The following is a 17,868-nucleotide window of genomic DNA, read 5'->3' as shown; positions in this document are numbered from 1 at the left end:
CGGTGCCGGTGATGCGGAGTCTGGTGCTACGGCACGTAGAACGATGTGACACCTGGGGTGATGATGGATCCGGCCACGGACAGCACGGCAACAGCGACTTGACCGGTCCCGGTCTGCACGATCGCCTCTGCTGGGACTCCGTTGAGACCGTCCGAGAGCCGAGCCGAGCCGGAGGCCCCGGTCGAAAGGTTCAGCCAGCGCACTTCGGACGAGAGCAGGCATCCCCACCGGCCTTCCTTGCCTCCGGTGATCGTCACCGTGCCGGGTTGTTCACCGACGACAGCTACGCAGCGGACGGCCGGCGCGTCGAAGCTGCCGTTCGGGTTGCCGTACGGCGCAGGGTTGACCTGGAATGGAATGGTCACCGCGGCGGATGCGAGCGCTACCGACGTCAGAGTAGAAGCGATCACGACGGATGTGCAGACGCTCAGTCGGCGAACGAGATTCATCACGGAGGCCTCCAGCCATGTCCAGGTGATTTGCTTGTCTTCCCCGACGTAACGTTTTGGTCGTAGCTTCCCTTCTTGCATCGCCGCATTGAAGACGACAGCCTCACCGTATCCGGTTGCACAGGAGAATTCAGGTACTCGTCGCTATTCGCTACATGTGGCGGCCTCAGATGCCGTCCGTCGAACCGCCTCTGCCGTCGTCGAAGCACGTACTACGGCAACCGGTGTTCCGGCTGCGGGATCGAAACTCCAGTCCTGCCGATAGGACTGGAGTAGATCTGGATCTGTGATCATCGCACCTGGCGACAATCGCTGGGCGAGCGTGTTCAAAGCGTCGACACTACCATGATCTGGTTTCAGCCTTCCGCTCCGAGATGTGAAACTCATTGTGTCCAAGGCATGTCCGTGGACCCGAGAGTTGAAAGTCAGTATCTCGAGTGCGGTTGAGATCCACCGAATATGGCGTACGTCATATGTTGCTGAGGTCGGTCAGTACCTGATCGAAGGCGCCGGTACGTCCAGGTGTCACTACCTTCTGAAACAGTGTCAGGACACATTCGTCAAGGGCGTCCGTTGCCGTGAGGGTTCTTCTGGCGACGGTGCTTCTACCGGACCATCGGCCACGTTCCATGTGTGCCAATGCGATTCCGTCACGCCGGGCTGTTGCCTTTCGGCCCGATGAATGAACGAAGAGGTATGTTCTGCCCGCGATATCGACTTCGCACAGCTTGTTCTTGCGGCGCATGGCCTTGGGCTTCTGGTCGATCAGGGTCCCGATCGTTCCGTCGGACAATCGAAGTGATGCAGGTCGGCCTTTACGGAATGTGAGCCTGGATCGATCCTGCTCGGCTGTTGACGATTTCCTCTTCCGCCCGCCGGCAACGCTCTCCGATCCGTCGTCGGATGCGGGAATCAGTTCGCCTTGAACGTTCCCCGACGGATCGAATATCGATACGGCCGAACCACCTTCGGCGAGGTTGACGAACCAGCCGGTCTCTGTAGGGGTGTTCCATTTCATGTAGATGATTATTCTTCATCAGTGCCGAGGAACATCAGCCGACAGCCCGAGACGAGGATCGCGGTCAGGATTCGACAGTCACCTCGATCACGCCATCGTCGCCGTTGAAACGAACCGCCGGCCAGTACCCGTCCATGAAATGCAAACCGCACGAGTCTGTCAGACGTTGACAATCGCTTCGACGGCCAGACGGTGAAGAGCCTGGTGCTGCTCGAAGACGTGGCGTAGGCGGGGAAGCATGCCGCGTGCAAGGGTGCCGAGCGTTTCGTCGACGATGCCGAAGCTGGGATTTGTCCTCACGTGAGCAGCGTAGACATCGAAGAAGGCAAGCCGCGATTCTGCTGGGGCGGGCACAACGCCCGAACCGTGGCAGGAGCCGTTCTTCGCCAATCCACTCGCAATGTCCCGCTGACTGGGCATCCGGAACCTTCTGCGCCGCGACTGCCTTAGCGTTCTACGTCGATAACCACGTGAAGGGATTTGTTCAATGGCGAAGAATCAGGCACCCCCCGCGACACAAGCCAAGGACATCGTTGTCGATCTACTGGTGATCGGGTCCGGTACCGGCATGGCTGCCGCCCTCACCGCGAACGAGCTCGGCTTGTCCACGCTGATCGTGGAGAAGACGCAGTACGTTGGCGGTTCGACGGCGCGGTCCGGTGGAGCGTTCTGGATGCCTGCCAACCCGATCTTGGCGAAAGCCGGTGCGGGCGACACCGTTGAGCGCGCGAAGACATACGTGCGGTCGGTGGTCGGTGATACTGCCCCTGCCCAACGTGGGGAGGCATTCGTCGACAACGGTGCGGCCACCGTCGACATGCTTTACCGCACGACGCCCATGAAGTTCTTCTGGGCCAAGGAATACTCCGATTACCACCCCGAACTGCCGGGAGGTAGCGCCGCCGGACGTACCTGCGAGTGCCTGCCGTTCGACGCGTCGGTACTCGGCGCGGAACGCGGTCGCCTGCGGCCCGGTTTGATGGAAGCCGGACTGCCGATGCCGGTGACAGGTGCGGACTACAAGTGGATGAACCTGATGGTGAAGAAGCCGAGCAAGGCTTTCCCTCGCATCATCCGCCGCCTGGCGCAGGGCGTTTACGGCAAGTACGTACTCAAGCGTGAATACATCGCAGGCGGTCAGGCGCTCGCCGCCGGCCTGTTCGCAGGTGTGGTCCAGGCCGGTATCCCGGTGTGGACGGAAACGTCGTTGGTTCGGCTCATCACCGAAGATGGCCGCGTAACGGGTGCAGTTGTGGTGCAAGACGGACGTGAAGTGACGGTGACCGCTCGGCGTGGTGTCGTTCTGGCAGCCGGCGGGTTCGACCACAACATGGAGTGGCGCCACAAGTACCAGTCGGAGAGGCTCGGTGAGCACGAGAGCCTGGGCGCAGAGGGCAACACCGGCGAAGCGATCGAGGCAGCACAAGAGCTCGGCGCAGGTATCGGATCGATGGATCAGTCGTGGTGGTTCCCGGCGGTGGCAAGCATCAAGGGCCGCCCGCCGATGGTGATGCTCGCAGAGCGTGCGCTGCCAGGCTCGTTCATCGTCGACCAGACCGGTCGTCGATTCGTGAACGAGGCGACGGACTACATGTCGTTCGGCCAGCGCGTGCTCGAACGGGAAAAGGCCGGAGATCCGGCCGAGTCGATGTGGTTTGTTTTCGACCAGGAGTACCGCAACAGCTACGTGTTCGCAGGCGGTATCTTCCCCCGTCAGCCGCTTCCGCAGGCATTTTTCGACTCCGGCATCGCGCACAAGGCGAGCAGTCCGGTCGAGCTTGCCCGCAAGGTCGGTCTTCCCGAGGAGGCTTTTGCCGAGTCCTTCGAGAAGTTCAACGAGGCCGCTGCTGCCGGTAGCGATGCGGAATTTGGTCGCGGCGGAAGTGCATACGATCGGTACTACGGCGACCCGACAGTGTCCCCGAACCCGAACCTGAGGAAGCTCGACACGAGTGCCCTCTACGCGGTGAAGATGACGCTCAGCGACCTCGGCACCTGCGGCGGTGTGCAGGCAGACGAGCATGCACGCGTGCTTCGTGAGGACGGCAGCGTGATCGACGGCCTGTATGCGATCGGCAATACTGCGGCCAACGCATTCGGTCACACCTACCCGGGCGCCGGTGCAACGATCGGCCAGGGGCTGGTTTACGGATACATTGCCGCTCACCACGCAGCCGAGAAAGTAGCTGCGACTCAGCAGTAGATCCACTAGGCAACAGATCGCCGAACGGGAGATCAGCACGCGTTTCCGATGCCGGGAACGTGCACTGGTCTCCCGTTCGGCTTGTAGGAGCAATGCCGCCTGTATGTCCCATCTCGGTAACGCTGACGCGCCGGGTGACCAAGACGCGGTATCGTCTCCAGAAGTGACATGGGGCACTGGCGATTGTTCGACCAGATGCCATCCACCGAAGGCGCGCCTGATATCGACCGGTCGGGTCGAATGCGCAAAAACAGGTATGTACCCAGGTAATTCAACCGTGGTGTGGAGCGTCGTGAAGCGACAGCGTATGAGGTGATTCCTCATCCGCAACGCAAGGATCTCCATGTTCCACCCTCTTTCCGACCATCCGGGTAGACACCCACCCTGTCGATCTTCGAATGAGAAGCCTTCGGTTTGTTCCGGCATTCGTAGTCCTCGATCAACGATCGATTCAGGCACTGCCTCGATGTAGAACCCGTATCTCCTGTGCTGTCACCAGGAGATACAGACCTGCGGGTCTATGCGCGCGCTCGCGTTCGAGAGCGGTCACCGTACCTCTCTCCATGGCGCGATCCGAACATTTCACTCCAACGGAGTCTTGGTGCGATACACCAAGTAGCTCAGCACGTATTGAGTGCTGTCTGCGGGTAGAGCCTGCACCTGCTCCGAGCACATCAGTCAAGGAAAACATGAGTAAGCACAGAAAACACAAGCCTTCCAGCACAAAACGATTCATCGCCGTAACTGCGGGACTGGGCGCCCTTGTGGGGGCCGGAGCAGTAGCCAATGCAGGTACCGCCGGTGCGCAGGGCTGGTCGGCGAGTTGCAATTGGGAGTGGCCGGTAAGCGGATCACTTTCGCAGGGTTACCACGCGGGACATGACGGAGTCGACTTCGCTGTCAACGTCGGCACCGCGCTCCACGCGCCCACATCGGGCACGATTTCTGTTGCCGGACCCAATGATCCGGGTGGATATGGAACGTATATCCAGTTGGAAGCGGACAGTGGCGAGCAGATTCAGATGGGCCACCTCTCCGAAACATGGGTCGGTGTGGGGCAACACGTCGAGGTAGGCGACGAGGTCGGGGCAACGGGCAACACCGGTAGCTCCACCGGTCCACATCTGCATCTCCGCATTCACAGTGGAGGCGCAGTCGATCCCATGTCCTTCCTGAGTTCGATCGGGGCGTGCGATACCGGGTCGAGTATTGTTCCCGCGCCCGCGCCCGCGCCCGCGCCCGCGCCGGCACAGGACGTAGCACCCGAATTTGCACCGGAACCGGCGCCTGCTCCTGTTGTCTACTCTGAGACATCCGAATCTGCACCGGTAGAAAGCATTCCGGAGTCGGAGACTCCAGCGTCCGGCTCAGAGGTAGTCGTTGCGGCCGGTGATACATTGTTCGACCTCGCGGCAGAACGAGGTCTCACCTGGCAGCAGGTGTGGGACATGAATCCGCAGATCGTCAATCCCGATCAGATCTTTGTGGGCGACGTGATCAACTTGTGAGAGTTGATAATTCGATACTGATCCGGGGATGAGTCAACTACTCGTACACGACCGGTTTCAGTACCCCAGTTGACTCCGAGTTCCACTTGGTGTGCGTGAGCGCTGCAGCCGGGCCGTGTATTTCACGGTCCGGCTGTTTTGCGCGCTCCGAGAAGTGATTCCTACCGAAGTACTGATGCGTGGTGGTTCGCTTCTCGGACAGCCACGGCCAATCGCTGGGGATCTTGCCGATACTATTGAGCCCGTGAACCGGTCCGCGATCACCTCCCTACGTCGACGTTGGTCAGATGAGGACGTCGATAATTTACGGGCGCAATTGCTCGATCAGTCGCGGATCGTCAAGCCTCCCCACACTCTCGTCTCCCCACGGGCGGAGACCGATGACGGGCTGATCGATGTGCGTGGCCTGACAGCGGGTAGCGCTGGATTGGACATTCGGTATCTCACGTTGGAACGGATTGATCTGAGCTTCGCTCGGGGTTCGATCTCCGTCTTCGAATCCGAATTATTCGACTGCCGTTTCGATTTCGTGGCACTGACCGGACAGCCCCGTTTCAATCGCCGACTCGAACGGTGCAGTTTCCGGGGTGCGACGCTCTCGCGTGTGGCGCTCGGACCGAGGGTCGTCGATTGCGATTTCACTGGAGCCAAAGCACGCGGGCTCCGCTCCGTGCCCAATACTGTGTTCGAACGATGCGCATTCGACGACACAGACCTGACTGGTGCGCAGCTCGCCGATACCTCATTCGTGGAGTGTACTTTCGGCGGCGCACGATTCTCGGCGGCCACGAGTTTTGTGCGGTGTTCCTTCACCCGGACCGCTGTCGAGTTCTCCGAGGCGCAAGTGTCGCGAACAACGTGTGACGGCACCGCGATTCCGGATCAATGGGAAGGTGAGGCCGATTCAGCAGTCGCACTGGAGCGGTATGCCGGTCGATATGCCCGAGCACTTGGCGTGGGGGATACAGAGGGTATGGCCCTCGATCCTGAAATGGATGATTCGTAAAGGGGGGGCAGATCGATGACTCGCGGGGTCACGTTCAGGACAGTATTCGGTGGACCGTCGGTGCCGCTTGACTTCATCGAGGAGTTGACTCGGCTCAGACACCGGCTGAGGGGCATCGCGATGCAGTACGACTTCGATCTGTTTGTTGTGGTTGGTGGCGACATCTCCGTGGTGACCGATCCGACCGGGACCCGGCTTCCGCGTGTGTTTCTGGGCAGGCGTACCGCTACGGCGCAGGTACAGATGAACACTGACGACGTGATGGGGGTGCCCGACCCGCGTGCATTTCTGTACACGACGATCCATGCGGCACTGACGGAACTGATCACGCGTGTCTCAGACCGCGACAACGACTTCGATGCGGACGGGGAGCGAGCGAAGATCGAGTTCTTGATCCTCGATGACATTGGCGAGCGCGAATCAAAGCTGTGATGGCAAATGACAAATGCTGCGCTCCCGCATTCGTCAGGCTGTTGTCACTCTCTGGCATCAAACACTGCGGTGACCACTTCACAGAAAATCGCCGGGTGCCGGCGATGGACGAACCTCACTGTGAGTTCTGCGGTGCGCGGTAGCGGTGACAAGTAGGTAGCGTTCAGCTGCGGCGTAGTCGGTGATCGATGTTCCGTCGGGCCCGGGGGTTTGAGTGATCAGGTCGAGGTATCGGCGGCGATAGAGGTATGCGTCGGGCTGGGTCAACAGGTACTCCGCGGCAGCGACGACGTCCAGGCTCGGTGCGGCTCGTCTGAGCCGGGTGCGCGCCGGCTGGTACGCAGCTCTGGCGTGTTTGGTCGGCCCGGTGGCCGTGTAGTGCCCGTCGCTGTGGTCGTCGTCTCGGGCATTGTCATTCATATCGTCGCCTTGGTGTGAATGAGCTCGACGTTGCCGTTGTAGTAGCCGAGGACACGGTGATCCATCATCCGCCGCCACAGTGGTGGTACGGCAGCGCAGACGATCATCACCGCGTATCCGGCAGGGAGTTGCGGAGCGGTTGGAGCGCTGCGCAGAGATTGGTAGCGCAGACGCGGATTCGCGTGATGGTCACTGTGTCGTTGTAATTGGTACAGGAACAAATTGGACAAGAGATGATCACTGTTCCAACTGTCTTCGGGCCGGGCTTTGACAAAGCTGCCGTCTTGTCTTCGCGCACGGAGCAATCCGTAGTGTTCGAGGTAGTTTGCGGCCTCGAGGAACGTGATCCCGGCCAAGGCTTGCAGGAGCAGCCAGGGCAGTATCTGCCACCCGAATAAGGTGATCAACGTCCCGAACAGTGCGGCGCTCAGCGACCATGCCTGCACGATGTTGTTTCGAGGTGACAGTGCGGGTGAACCCTGCCGGCGCAGGCGTGCTGATTCGATCCGCCAGCCCGATTTCAGACCTCCGAATATGCTGCGGGGCAAGAATATCCAGAACGATTCCCCGAAACGAGCACTGGCGGGATCGCGCGGCGTCGCAACGTTGACGTGGTGACCGTGATTGTGCTCGATGTAGAAGTGCCCGTAGAACGATTGAGCGAGCACAATTTTCGCCAACCGCCGCTCGAGGCGGCTGCTCTTGTGGCCTAGTTCGTGTGCGGCATTGATACCGACGCCCGCAACGACGCCGACGGTCATCGCCAGTGCGATCTTCTCTCCGGTTGCCATCGGGGCGTGCGCCCAACACCATGCGGCGAAGACGAGGCCAGCGTATTGAAGTGGCACGAACAGGTAGGTACACCATCGGTAGTAGCGGTCGTCCTGCAATGCCGCGATCACGTTGTCGGGTGGGCTGCGGCCATCTGCGCCGACTGCGACGTCGACGATCGGGATGACGAGAATCAGGATCCAGGCACCGGTCGCCCAGAACAGGCCGAGGTGCAAATATTCGACCAGCAGCCAGGACAGGAAGGGACTCAGCGGGATCAGCAATCCCAACGGCCACCAGTAACGCTTCCGATCCCGCCATGCAGGAGCGTCGACACCTGCTTCGGCGCTCGCTCGAATGTCGTCGGTGTCTGTCATCGAAACTTCTCGAGCACGGGAAAGTGGAATACGGTCATTGTTCTCCAACGGTTCGTGCGGACTTTCGAAGTGGTGTGCTGCGGCGTCTCAGGCGGTTAGGCCAGGTCGGCGAATGCGATGATGTTGTCGTTGTAACTGCGTGCGGTTTCGTCGAAGGATCCACCGCACGTGATGATCCGGAGTCCGGGGTGGTCGATGTCGCCGTATACGACGTCGGTGGGAAAGTCCTCTTTGGGGAAGTGTTCGACACTGGTAGCGGTGAACACTGCGCGACTTCCGTCTTCGCGGGTGACGATGATGTCGGCTCCTGTTTCGAGATTCCGCAGATCGAAGAAGACCCCGTCGGTGCCTTGCCAGTCGACGTGGCCGGCGATGATTGCCGGTCCGACCTCACCGGGGGCGGGAGCGCCGGTGTACCACCCTGCGTCCTTCCCATCCGGTGGGACCTCGAGTGCTCCATCGGTATCGAGTCCGAGATCGATGATGTCGGTGTCGACGCCGATGGACGGGATTTCGAGGCGCGCGGGGCGGTGGTCAGCAGTTACCGGCGCCCTTTCGGGCAGTGCAGAGTCAGTGGCGCGCGGCGCGGATGTGGTGTCTTGTCGAGGCGACGAGTGTGGTTGTGAATTTCCGCTGTCGGATTGTCCGCCGGCGCATCCGACCACCGTTACGAGTACTGAAACAGTAAGGGCGAGAGCCGTGATGGCTCGGCGAGTTCGCGGAGCCATCACGGAGTTTTCGTCTTTCATCTATCGACTTGTCCGACGGATGACGAGGGCCGACATAGCCACGACGCTGAAGAAGCCGACGAGCAGGGCGATCCACCCTCCACTGGACTGTCCGCCGCGTTGGGATTGTGTGCTTCCGTCACCGGTGTCGACCGACCCTCGTGGTACCTGCTGCACCTGAGGGGCTCGAACATTCGGGGATTCCGGGCCTACCGGTTGAGTGGTCGGGGTACCCGTTCGAGAAGCTGACGTCGTCGGCACCCGAGACGGGACGGTTACCGTCCCGGGAACGGTGGGAGGTATTCCCGGCAGTGGTGGGAGACCGGGAATCTCGGGTATGGACGGAATGTTTCGGCTGGTCGTGATGATCGGCGGTACGTCCACAGTGGTTGTAGTCGTGCCGTTCGGCCCTGGTGTGGTGGTCGTCGCTTCCACCGGTGTACCAGTCGTGGTTGTAGTCACCTCCGGCGGGACGACCGTCGTGGTTGTAGTCACCTCCGGCGGGACCACAGTCGTGGTGGTAGTTGTCGCGGTGTCAGGCGGGACCGTAGTCGTCGTAGTGGTCGGGGTCGTAGTCGTGACAGGAGGCGCACAGGTCGGGATCGTAACGGTGTTCGTATCGAGAGTGACCGCGCCATTGATCGCCAACAGTCGACCCTCGACGGTTGCCTCGGTTGTGGCAGTAATGTCTGTCAGCGCCAACAGGTTTCCTCGGAAGACGGAGTTGGTGCCCAGGGTGGCGGAACTTCCAACCTGCCAGAAAACATTGCACGCCTGCGTTCCGTTGATCAGTGCAACGGTGCTGGACGACGATGTGATCAGCGTTGATCCCGCTTGGAAGACGAAGACTGCATCGGGGTCACCTTGCGCGTCGAGGGTGACGGTTCCCGACAGTGCGATCGACGAACCGGAGTTGTAGACACCCGAAACCAGTGTCCGACCGGTCAAGTCGGCTCCCGTCGGTTGTGTGGGTCCCTGACCGGCAAGAGTGTTGTAGGCAGTCAACACGTCGGGTTTCGCTCCCTGCGATACCGCGTCGCCACCATGATTGGTGCCGGTAATCGTCAGGTCCGATACACCGGTGATGGTTGGAGTCGGATACGTGCCGATATCGCCGCCGAGGGTTGTCGGTCCGGTGTTGGTGATTCCTGCTCCGGCAAGGACTGCAAAGGGCTCAGCGGTGCCGAGTCCGACAGCAGTCGCTTCCGCGCCGGCAGTGCCGGCCGGCAAGACGAGAATGCCGACGGAGAAAACGGAAATCGTTGCAATACCCGAGAATTGAAAGAACCGCGAGCGTCGTGTTGCGGTGGGTGCTGTCATGTTCTGTTCATCTTCGATCCTTTGAAGAAGGGACTCATGCGACGAAAGTGAGTCCGTACGTCCGCGCCGACTCCGGCGCCGGAACGTATCGATGAGCGCCCACGTAAATCCGGACATTCCGGGTATACGTTGTGTGTATACGTTGTATGCATAGGGCGTATCCGAACAGTAAACCAGCCGTACTGTTCTGTCAACGCGTAGGCATACGATGTATGTTTTGTGAATGACCGGACACTCGCCAGATCGCACTAAGGGTTTGATTCCCGCCGCGGACCGCGAGGAGCCCCTCACCAGGGCGCTCGTACTCTCGACGGCGTTGGCGATCATCAACGAGGAAGGTGCCGACGGCCTCTCCATGCGCCGACTGGGCAAAGCGCTCGACAGAAATCCGATGACTCTCTACAGGTACGCGGCCAACAAGGCGGCCCTGCTGGACGGGGTCGTCGAGACCGTGCTCGAACAACTGGTCGTCGACCCGTCCGATCGCGACTGGAGGGGGCAGCTGCACGCAGTTGCGTACGGGTATCGCCGCCTCGCGCTCACGCACCCCAACGTGGTTCCTTTGCTGGTCACTCGGCCGCTGTCCACCCCGCTCGGATTGCGTCCTCCCGGGACGTTGCGCTACGTCGAAGCGATTCTCGAACTGCTGATACGGGCCGGTTTCACTCCTGAAGACGCATTACACATCTACCGAGCAGTGTTCGGCTTCCTCAACGGGCACATTCTCAACGAGCTTCAGGAAATAGTCGAAAATCCCGAGGAGACGGACGATCTCTTGCGGCTCGGTCTGCATCGGCTTGCGCTTGCCGAGTTTCCGAGACTGCGGTCGATGGCTACGATCATGGCTCACTACGACGGGCAGGACGAACTCGAGCGCGGTCTGGCAATCCTTCTGGAGGGTCTGGCGACGGCATCTCCTCCGACGAGGGTTGAGGGCTGACCACTTTCAGTTTGGGTATAGACATGAGACGACCTCGACGGCCACACAATTCAGGGGACCGACGAGGTCGGTAAGCGTCAGCGCAGTCACTGACGTCTACATTTCAACCGTACGAGTCACGGTTGGCAGGTGGCGGCGAGCTTCGTCCTTGTTGTGTGAGTGTTTCGTCCTGCTTCGCCCATTTCGGGCGGTTCCTGACCTGCTGCAGGTGATGGCTCTTCGGTTCGGCCGGAATGCTTCATCGAGCTGAACGTGTGTAGAGCGCCTGTAAATGCCGTCCGTCCGCCTCGGTGGACGGACGGAAGGCATCAATTCATTTGTGGGTGACCGTATTCGGCGAACACGGTCTGGTTTTGTCACGGTTGAAATTCTTCGTTGGTGGGGTTCTCGGGCGGGGTGGCCGCGAGGATGCGCTTCCACCAGCCTTGCCGCTGCGGGTCTTCGTTCCAGACGACCGGTTCAGCCAGAGCTGCGGCGGGGGGCATGATTGGCGCGGGCATAGTGGACCTCCTGGATGAAAGGCTCTCGTACAGTCGATTTCGTGCCAAGCCGTTCAGGTCAGGCTTCGATCTGTCCTTGGGTTTTCACCTCGGAGTTTGCGGTGCGGGACGGCGGCCCCGACGAGATTTCGATCCGCCGCGGTTTCGCCTTCTCTGCGATCGGTAAGGTCACGGTCAACACGCCGTTGTCGTATGAGGCGACGATCCGTTCGGAATCGATGTCCTCACTGATGGACAGCTGCCTTCTGTATGTTCCTGTGAAACGCTCACCGGCCAGCCACGTCACTCCCTCTTCGGAAATGGCGCTGCGGTGCGCGGTCAGGGTGAGGGTCGAGCCGTCTACCTGTACGTCCACTGATCCTGGGTCGACGCCGGGAAGATCGGCGTGAAGGACGTAGTGGTCATCGATCTTGTAGAGGTCCATCGGCATGAAGCGTGGACTTCGGCTGCTGCCGGTTCCGGTGGCAAGCAGGGACTTGGTGATCGCGTCGATGTCGGTGAAAGGATCGAAACGAAGCACAGCAACACACCTCCCGTATCGTCTAAGAAAGGTCACCGTCACCTCGACGGCGACCGAACTTACTGTGCGAGAACATGATAACCAGCCAAACTGGCACTCTGCAACCTCGAGTGCCAGATTTTTTCGGTGAACTTCGGTCCGATTTTCGGAAGTATCCGAAATGGCGCGATCAGTTCGCCAGGGATGTCAGAGGGTCCGGCGAAACACCTTGTCTTCGTCGACTGTGACGGCACCGGATGCGATGAGTCGTTCGAGGTGTAGCTGAGCTGTCCGTCGTTCGACGGCGTCGACGTACGGGGCCGATACGTGGGGGCGGTAGACGAGTCGATGAGCGACTATGTCTTCCAAGAGTTTTGGTTCGCCGAGGAATTGGATGAGACGGTCTTCGCGGCTCAGTAATTTGTCGCGGTATGCGGACAACCGGCGACGGAACTCGTCGCTGCCCTCGACCACGCCCTTCTGATGGAATGTTCCGTACCAGCGTGCGTCGATCGTTGCGACGTGGTCGATGGAGTCGAGGAAGTCGTTGACGCTGCTACCCAGGTCGCCGTACATCGGGCCGAAGGAGGTGAGGTCGATGTCGGCGACGTAGAAGAAGCCGTCTGGTTCGACGAGGACCCCGCAGTGTCCGCGGGTGTGCCCTGGCAAATGAATGACTGTCGCAGTGCGGTCGCCGAGGTCGAAGACGTGGCCGCCCGCGATCCCCGACACGTTCTCGTGGGTCGGGGGTATGCCGTATTGCGTAGCAATCGACTGCTGGACCTCGACTCGTTCGTTCGGAGGAAGGCCGTAATTGGTGAGCATCGTGTCGAGGGATGCGACTGCGGGTGCGTCGAGATGGTGCGCATAGGCCGGGGTGTCGAAATGGCGTAGTCCGGCGATGTGGTCCTCGTGCCCGTGGCTGACGAATACGAGGTCTGCGCCGACGGGGTCGCGGTCGAGGGAGAGCGAAGGGTCGATGACGAGCGTGCTTTCAGATCCGTGCACTACCACGGTGTTCCCGTAGGGGACGGCACCACCGTTCTCAGGAACCAGTACCGAGACCTTGCCGAATTCTGCAGGTGTGAACATCTTTCGCCTTCCTCGTGACGATCGTGTCGTGACGACACCGGCTTGCAGGCTCGAATCAGTGGAGATGCTGTCGAGACGTCTCGACAGTATCCGTTGCCCAAGCGGCGAGGTGCATCGGATAGTGGCAGTAGATCCAGTCAGTGTGCAGTGCCGGCTATTTCGTCGAGAGTCCGTTCGACGGCTCGGGCGATCTTGCTTGCAGGTGGGAGATGCTCGGCATCGGCCTGGATTCCGATCCAGAATGTGTCGTTGTAGGACGCTGCGGTGAAGCCGACGCGGACATTGCCCGCCAACGGGCCCAGAGGCCAGAGTTCGACTAGCGCTGCCCCGTCGAGCGTGAGCGGGCCGCGCGGTCCATGGACGTTGGACGCGACTGCACCGATCATGTGCTGCCGCTTTGCGAGCTTGTCGAAAACGCCGGCGATACGCGGTGACCGAAAGGTTGTTCCCGCAGCGCGTGCGGAAGGTTTGGCCGCAGCGGTTTGCTTCGCGACGATCGCGACTGTGCGTTGTGGGTCGGTTTCACGAAGTGGAAGGTCGATGATCATGAACCCGACGGCATTGCGTGCGCTACCGATCGCTGTGACTGCGACGGGTACCGATACCGCAATCGACTTGGGGATGGGCTCGCCGCATTCTTGGAGGATGAATCGCAGTCCGCCGCCCACCGCAACGAGATAGGCATCGTTCAAAGTGCCTCCCGCTTGCTGCGCGGCATGCTCGATCAGAGAGGTGCGGACGTTGACGGACGAGATCGATCTCGTGGGACCAATGGCGCCCAGCAACACCCGTGATCGGATTGGCCGGTGCAGGAAAGTACCGATTCGAAATCGGAGGAGGTCGAGGGAACCCGCGGCCTTCGGAGGGATGTTCGGCACGGGAGCGCCCGGGTCGGTACTTTTCGAATCAGGTGAGGCGAACAAGCGCTCGAAAAGGTCGCTGGCTCTGGCGCCGTCGAGAACCGCGTGATGCACTCGGATCACAATGCCGCACAGACCCGGTCGAGCTGCAGGAACGAAGGCGATGTGCCACAACGGTCGGGTGGTGTCGAGGGGTTGCATCACGAGTCGACCACAGACGGATTCGAAGTCGGGTTCTGTAGGCCCGCGTTCGTCAAGCGAGAGATGGAGGTCGAAGTCGATGTCGTTTTCCGTCCACCACCATGACCCGTTCCGCATGATCGGTCGCTGCCGCAGTAACGGCTCCTGCGCGATGTGAGCGGCGAGAGTGCGGTGAAGTCGCACTAGATCAGGTCGACCGTCTCGATCGACGAAGCCACCAGGAGCGAGCAGTCCGGCAATAGTGACCAGGTAGGGCTGGACGTGCACACCGAGCTGGAAGCTCGCAGCGTCGACGGGTGATATCGGCACGTCGGGTGTGGTGTCGACCATCTGCTGAGCCTAATCGAGGCGACATGGTGGACGGCGCTGTTTTCGGCTAGCGGATCACCAAGTCGTGGTCGGTGGCGCTGAGCGTGATCGCGGCAATGGGGTTTCCGTGCATCCAGTCCTGCACGAACGCGTCCAGAGCGGGGTTCGATGCCCGATCCGCGTACGCGTCCGACGGGATCTCGATTGCCCCGACGAGGTGGCGCGGATCGGCATCGAGGCCGGATGCGCGGGGAGCCATCCGTAGTCCGTCGGCGGTGTGCAGGACGACCGGAAGAACCGTGCCATCCGGTGCAGTCACGGTCGCGGTCCGCGTGGTGGCGACCGGGTCGAAATGGTCCACGTCCAGTCGGTATCCGGACGGTTGTGCGTGCTGGCCGATCGCGTCGAGCATGCGCGGATCCACCACAGAGTACGGAAACCCGATGTCGATCAGAGTCTGACCGTCGATGGCACCGTCGCGGGCGGGCAAGGTCGTGGACAAGTGCCAGGGGGCAGCGGGGGACAGGGTATCCGTCGACCGGTCTGTCGGCGCGTTTTCGATCAGTGTGCCGAGGAGGGACGCGCCGGTCGGTGTGAACTCCCAGTCGCCGCCGACGAGATCCTTGTGCCAGAAGCCGGATTCGGCGCCGCGGAGACCCTCGACACGCAACTCCCGCCGGTTCGGGCCGGGACCGAGTGAGTGCACACTGATCGCGGATGTAACTTCACCGGGAATTTTGGGCTGGTGCACCCAGTCGGGGGCCGGAAGTTGGATCGCGGCGGTGTTGCGGTCGAGTGTTTCGGCCACGAGGTTGGGTGCCGACGGCTTGTCCGACTGATCTTCCCAGCTGTAGCGGAAGAAGATCGAGTCCGATCCCGAAGAATCGAAATCAAATGTGCGGGTGTACATGTCACCGTACTTGTTCATCACGAAAGTGGTTGATCCGGCCGCCGACAGCGAGTCCGCCTGGAATCGCCCGCCGAGCGGGCCGCCGATCTCGTAGCTGTCGTCGTTGGGCAGCCACGGGTCCGCGTAGGTTATCCGGCTGCCGTCCCCGGTCAACGTGGGGATCATCGTCATCTTGGCGAGTCCGACGAAGTGAATCCGTCCTGCGACGTCGGTGAAAGTTTGGTTGTCCCAAGGCGACGAGACGCTCAGTGCCCACCCGTTCGGGTGGTCTCCGGGGAGTTGTCGGCCGGGACCGCTCCACAGCGGTGCGCCCCATGCCGAGGTCCAATTCCACACCAGCGGATCCTGGGATGCGTTGTCCATCGTGTAGATCCAGCCGTTGTCGTCGACAGCGACGAGTTCGTCGTCGTCCAGTGATATCCCGACCAATCGTCCACGCAGGCACCCGGGCATCGGCACGAAACGCCACGGTTGAGCCGTTGATGCGCCTGGCTCTCGCGGCCGAGCGAGTAAGTCGTGGTCGACTAGCGCGAAGTCCCAGAAACGATTGAATTGCGTAGTTGGCGTGCGGATCTGGACCGAGCTGGGGGCGGTTGAACCGGTGAATGTCGGTAGGTTTGCCAACCCGACTCGACCTCCACCGGAGGGCGCACCTGGTGGCAGTTGGGCGGTTCCGAATGATATGCAACTGGCCGGCCCAGGTTCGGTGGGCCCGGCAGCGGCGAGGGGAGTGGACCACAGGAGGGCGGCGGAGAGTAGGACGCCGACGCTCAGCAGTCGCGGTCGGTGCGGGTGCGAAACTCCACTCGCGGTCTCGTTCACCGTCCGATTGTCGCATGATCGGCACGTTGAATCTGCGAATTGTGAGGTTTGTCCATCTGTGTCGGTTGCGGCGAGAGTGCCGATCGCTGCGTTGGTTGTTGTGAGTGGAACGAGAGTGCGTGTACTGCAAAGGTATTCGCCGTGTAGCTGAGTTTTGCCATGACCTGCAGATACGGTGGGGTGATGAGAAGGCCGAAGTCGCTGGGTGAATGGTTGGTAGCTGACCCTCCGGAGTCGTCCAAGCCACCGGGGCCGATTCTTTTGGCATTCACCGTTGTTCCGCTCATTGCGTTGGTCTGCCGGCATTACGGTTGGTGGCCTTCGCCGTTCGGGGAGTACAGATGGTTGGATCCCTTCCTCGTCAGCGCCGCGGCTCTGCTCATCTTGATCGTGGTCGGTCTGGTGTGGGCGATCCGCACCCTCTATGCCCTTGGCCAGGACCGGCGGTGGTCGTGGTGGATTCTGTCCTCCCCGATCGCCGTCATCGCTGCAGTAGCTCTGGTGTTGTTGATGCCGCCGGCAACTTTCCTCGACAAGAGCGGAGAGTTCGAGACCATCGCGATTGGTCTTTTGGAGCAGCCTGAATCGACCGTGGAAGAGCTCGAGATCGGCCAGTTCGATATCAGTAGTGCCCATGTCGTGCGGCCGGATGAGGTCTACTTCATCGACAACGACAGCATGTTCATCACCTCGAGTGGGTGGGTGTACTCGCCCAGCGGCCCACCATCGGGGTTCGATGATTTCTCCGCAACTCACCTCGGCGGACCTTGGTACGAGTTCACGGCGGTATGGCGTGACTGATAAATCGAGTGGCCTGTAACGCAGGCCTGTAGCTACCATCGCGGTGTGGATACGTACACGGTGACGCCCCATGGGCGTGAGGGGGTTGTCGGCGTCGTCTTCGCCGGCGACAGATAGCGCATTTCGGACCCGACAGCACTTGGTGCTGATCGGGCCATGAGCTGTACCCACCTTCACCGAGCCACGATTGGTATACACCCATGATCATTTTGACCGATACATCTATTCGTTCCAGCCTCGTCAACGCGAGTCGTAAGGAGAAGTCCGATCTCACCCTGCCGGACGGCTTCGGCACCATCGACTTCGACGCTCTCGACTACCTGGGCTGGCGAGATCCGAAAATGGGCCGACGCGCCTACGCGATCGTCCCGACACTCGACGGGGAGACCATCGGAGTCTTGCTCGTTCAAGCCGAGGCCACTCCGCGATCGCGCGCCCAGTGCTCCTGGTGCCGCGACACGCGACTCCCCAACGAGGTCGTCTTCTACGGCGCCAAGTTGGCCGGGCCCGCCGGTCGACGTGGCAGCACGGTCGGAACACTGATCTGCCGAGACTTCCAGTGCTCGTCCAATGTTCGTAACGACCCCCCGCTCCCGTATGCCGGCTACGATGCCGCCGCTGCGCGCCAGAACCGGAAAGATGAACTGGTGCTGCGGGCTTCGAGTTTTGTCGAGCGGGTGGCTCGGCAGTAGAGCGGACCAA

At 61.0% G+C, this 17,868-nt stretch carries 19 protein-coding genes; 7 read left to right on the top strand and 12 right to left on the bottom strand.

From position 1 onward, the window contains the following. Window positions 1–26: 26 nt before the first annotated feature. The 3 genes from QRN54_RS16295 to QRN54_RS16280 form a co-directional block, all read right to left on the bottom strand. Window positions 27–449 carry a hypothetical protein gene (locus tag QRN54_RS16295; protein WP_007726468.1) on the bottom strand — a complete coding sequence of 141 codons (423 nt, stop codon included), beginning with the start codon at window positions 447–449 and terminating at the stop codon, window positions 27–29. 469 nt (window positions 450–918) lie between these two features. Next, the gene (locus QRN54_RS16285; RefSeq protein WP_003943619.1) at window positions 919–1,467 is read right to left on the bottom strand and encodes a hypothetical protein; all 549 of its coding nucleotides are present in this window, start codon (window positions 1,465–1,467) and stop codon (window positions 919–921) included. Between the two features lie 159 nt (window positions 1,468–1,626). Beyond that, a complete protein-coding gene (locus tag QRN54_RS16280) occupies window positions 1,627–1,767 on the bottom strand; it encodes a hypothetical protein (protein ID WP_156423194.1) in 141 nt (46 codons plus the stop codon). Between the two features lie 187 nt (window positions 1,768–1,954). Between QRN54_RS16280 and QRN54_RS16275 the strand changes: the two genes are divergently transcribed. The 4 genes from QRN54_RS16275 (at window position 1,955) to QRN54_RS16260 (ending at window position 6,616) form a co-directional block, all read left to right on the top strand. Continuing rightward, window positions 1,955–3,670, top strand: a complete 1,716-nt coding sequence (locus tag QRN54_RS16275; protein ID WP_058038916.1) for a 3-ketosteroid-delta-1-dehydrogenase — start codon at window positions 1,955–1,957, stop codon at window positions 3,668–3,670. A gap of 689 nt (window positions 3,671–4,359) precedes the next feature. Beyond that, window positions 4,360–5,178, top strand: coding sequence for a peptidoglycan DD-metalloendopeptidase family protein (locus QRN54_RS16270; RefSeq protein ID WP_285182424.1), 819 nt, complete (start codon window positions 4,360–4,362; stop codon window positions 5,176–5,178). Window positions 5,179–5,353: 175 nt separating this feature from the next. After that, a complete protein-coding gene (locus QRN54_RS16265; protein ID WP_253741467.1) occupies window positions 5,354–6,184 on the top strand; it encodes a pentapeptide repeat-containing protein in 831 nt (276 codons plus the stop codon). Between the two features lie 15 nt (window positions 6,185–6,199). Then, window positions 6,200–6,616, top strand: a complete 417-nt coding sequence (locus QRN54_RS16260; RefSeq protein WP_058038919.1) for a hypothetical protein — start codon at window positions 6,200–6,202, stop codon at window positions 6,614–6,616. Between the two features lie 78 nt (window positions 6,617–6,694). Here QRN54_RS16260 and QRN54_RS16255 read toward each other — a convergent pair whose 3' ends face one another. The 4 genes from QRN54_RS16255 to QRN54_RS16240 all read right to left on the bottom strand — a co-directional run bounded on the left by QRN54_RS16255 (window position 6,695) and on the right by QRN54_RS16240 (window position 10,232). Then, a complete protein-coding gene (locus tag QRN54_RS16255; protein ID WP_063314901.1) occupies window positions 6,695–7,036 on the bottom strand; it encodes a hypothetical protein in 342 nt (113 codons plus the stop codon). Next, window positions 7,033–8,184, bottom strand: coding sequence for an alkane 1-monooxygenase (locus QRN54_RS16250; RefSeq protein WP_063315140.1), 1,152 nt, complete (start codon window positions 8,182–8,184; stop codon window positions 7,033–7,035). The genes QRN54_RS16255 and QRN54_RS16250 overlap by 4 nt, the downstream gene beginning before the upstream one ends. Window positions 8,185–8,279: 95 nt before the next feature. Next, window positions 8,280–8,933, bottom strand: a complete 654-nt coding sequence (locus QRN54_RS16245; RefSeq protein WP_058038921.1) for a class F sortase — start codon at window positions 8,931–8,933, stop codon at window positions 8,280–8,282. Next, a complete protein-coding gene (locus QRN54_RS16240) occupies window positions 8,934–10,232 on the bottom strand; it encodes an ice-binding family protein (RefSeq protein ID WP_070160393.1) in 1,299 nt (432 codons plus the stop codon). Between the two features lie 223 nt (window positions 10,233–10,455). On the opposite strand from QRN54_RS16240, the gene QRN54_RS16235 reads away from it, so the two are divergent. Further along, window positions 10,456–11,172 (top strand): TetR/AcrR family transcriptional regulator C-terminal domain-containing protein, encoded by a 717-nt coding sequence (locus QRN54_RS16235; protein ID WP_058038923.1) that lies wholly within the window; start codon window positions 10,456–10,458, stop codon window positions 11,170–11,172. Between the two features lie 356 nt (window positions 11,173–11,528). Here the strand turns inward: QRN54_RS16235 and QRN54_RS16230 are convergent, their stop codons facing one another. From QRN54_RS16230 to QRN54_RS16210, 5 genes are all read right to left on the bottom strand, one after another. Beyond that, a complete protein-coding gene (locus QRN54_RS16230) occupies window positions 11,529–11,672 on the bottom strand; it encodes a hypothetical protein (RefSeq protein ID WP_168422070.1) in 144 nt (47 codons plus the stop codon). Between the two features lie 58 nt (window positions 11,673–11,730). Beyond that, window positions 11,731–12,192, bottom strand: a complete 462-nt coding sequence (locus QRN54_RS16225) for an Hsp20/alpha crystallin family protein (protein WP_007726499.1) — start codon at window positions 12,190–12,192, stop codon at window positions 11,731–11,733. A gap of 186 nt (window positions 12,193–12,378) precedes the next feature. After that, a complete protein-coding gene (locus QRN54_RS16220; RefSeq protein WP_042452347.1) occupies window positions 12,379–13,263 on the bottom strand; it encodes an MBL fold metallo-hydrolase in 885 nt (294 codons plus the stop codon). Between the two features lie 137 nt (window positions 13,264–13,400). After that, complete coding sequence (locus tag QRN54_RS16215; protein WP_054780856.1) at window positions 13,401–14,654, bottom strand: wax ester/triacylglycerol synthase domain-containing protein; 1,254 nt, start codon at window positions 14,652–14,654, stop codon at window positions 13,401–13,403. A 46-nt stretch (window positions 14,655–14,700) separates the two neighbouring features. Then, entirely contained in the window at window positions 14,701–16,365 is a 1,665-nt protein-coding gene (locus QRN54_RS16210) for a hypothetical protein (protein ID WP_285182423.1), read from the bottom strand. A 183-nt stretch (window positions 16,366–16,548) separates the two neighbouring features. On the opposite strand from QRN54_RS16210, the gene QRN54_RS16205 reads away from it, so the two are divergent. Both QRN54_RS16205 and QRN54_RS16200 read left to right on the top strand, forming a co-directional pair. Next, window positions 16,549–17,166 (top strand): hypothetical protein, encoded by a 618-nt coding sequence (locus QRN54_RS16205; RefSeq protein ID WP_007726510.1) that lies wholly within the window; start codon window positions 16,549–16,551, stop codon window positions 17,164–17,166. A gap of 200 nt (window positions 17,167–17,366) precedes the next feature. Continuing rightward, the gene (locus QRN54_RS16200) at window positions 17,367–17,858 is read left to right on the top strand and encodes an FBP domain-containing protein (protein WP_007726512.1); all 492 of its coding nucleotides are present in this window, start codon (window positions 17,367–17,369) and stop codon (window positions 17,856–17,858) included. The last annotated feature ends 10 nt before the right edge of the window (window positions 17,859–17,868 follow it).

It is taken from the genome of Rhodococcus sp. MEB032, from assembly GCF_030208925.1.
Taxonomy (GTDB): Bacteria; Actinomycetota; Actinomycetes; order Mycobacteriales; family Mycobacteriaceae; genus Rhodococcus_F; species Rhodococcus_F qingshengii.
This window is presented reverse-complemented; position numbering and strand designations above follow the sequence as displayed.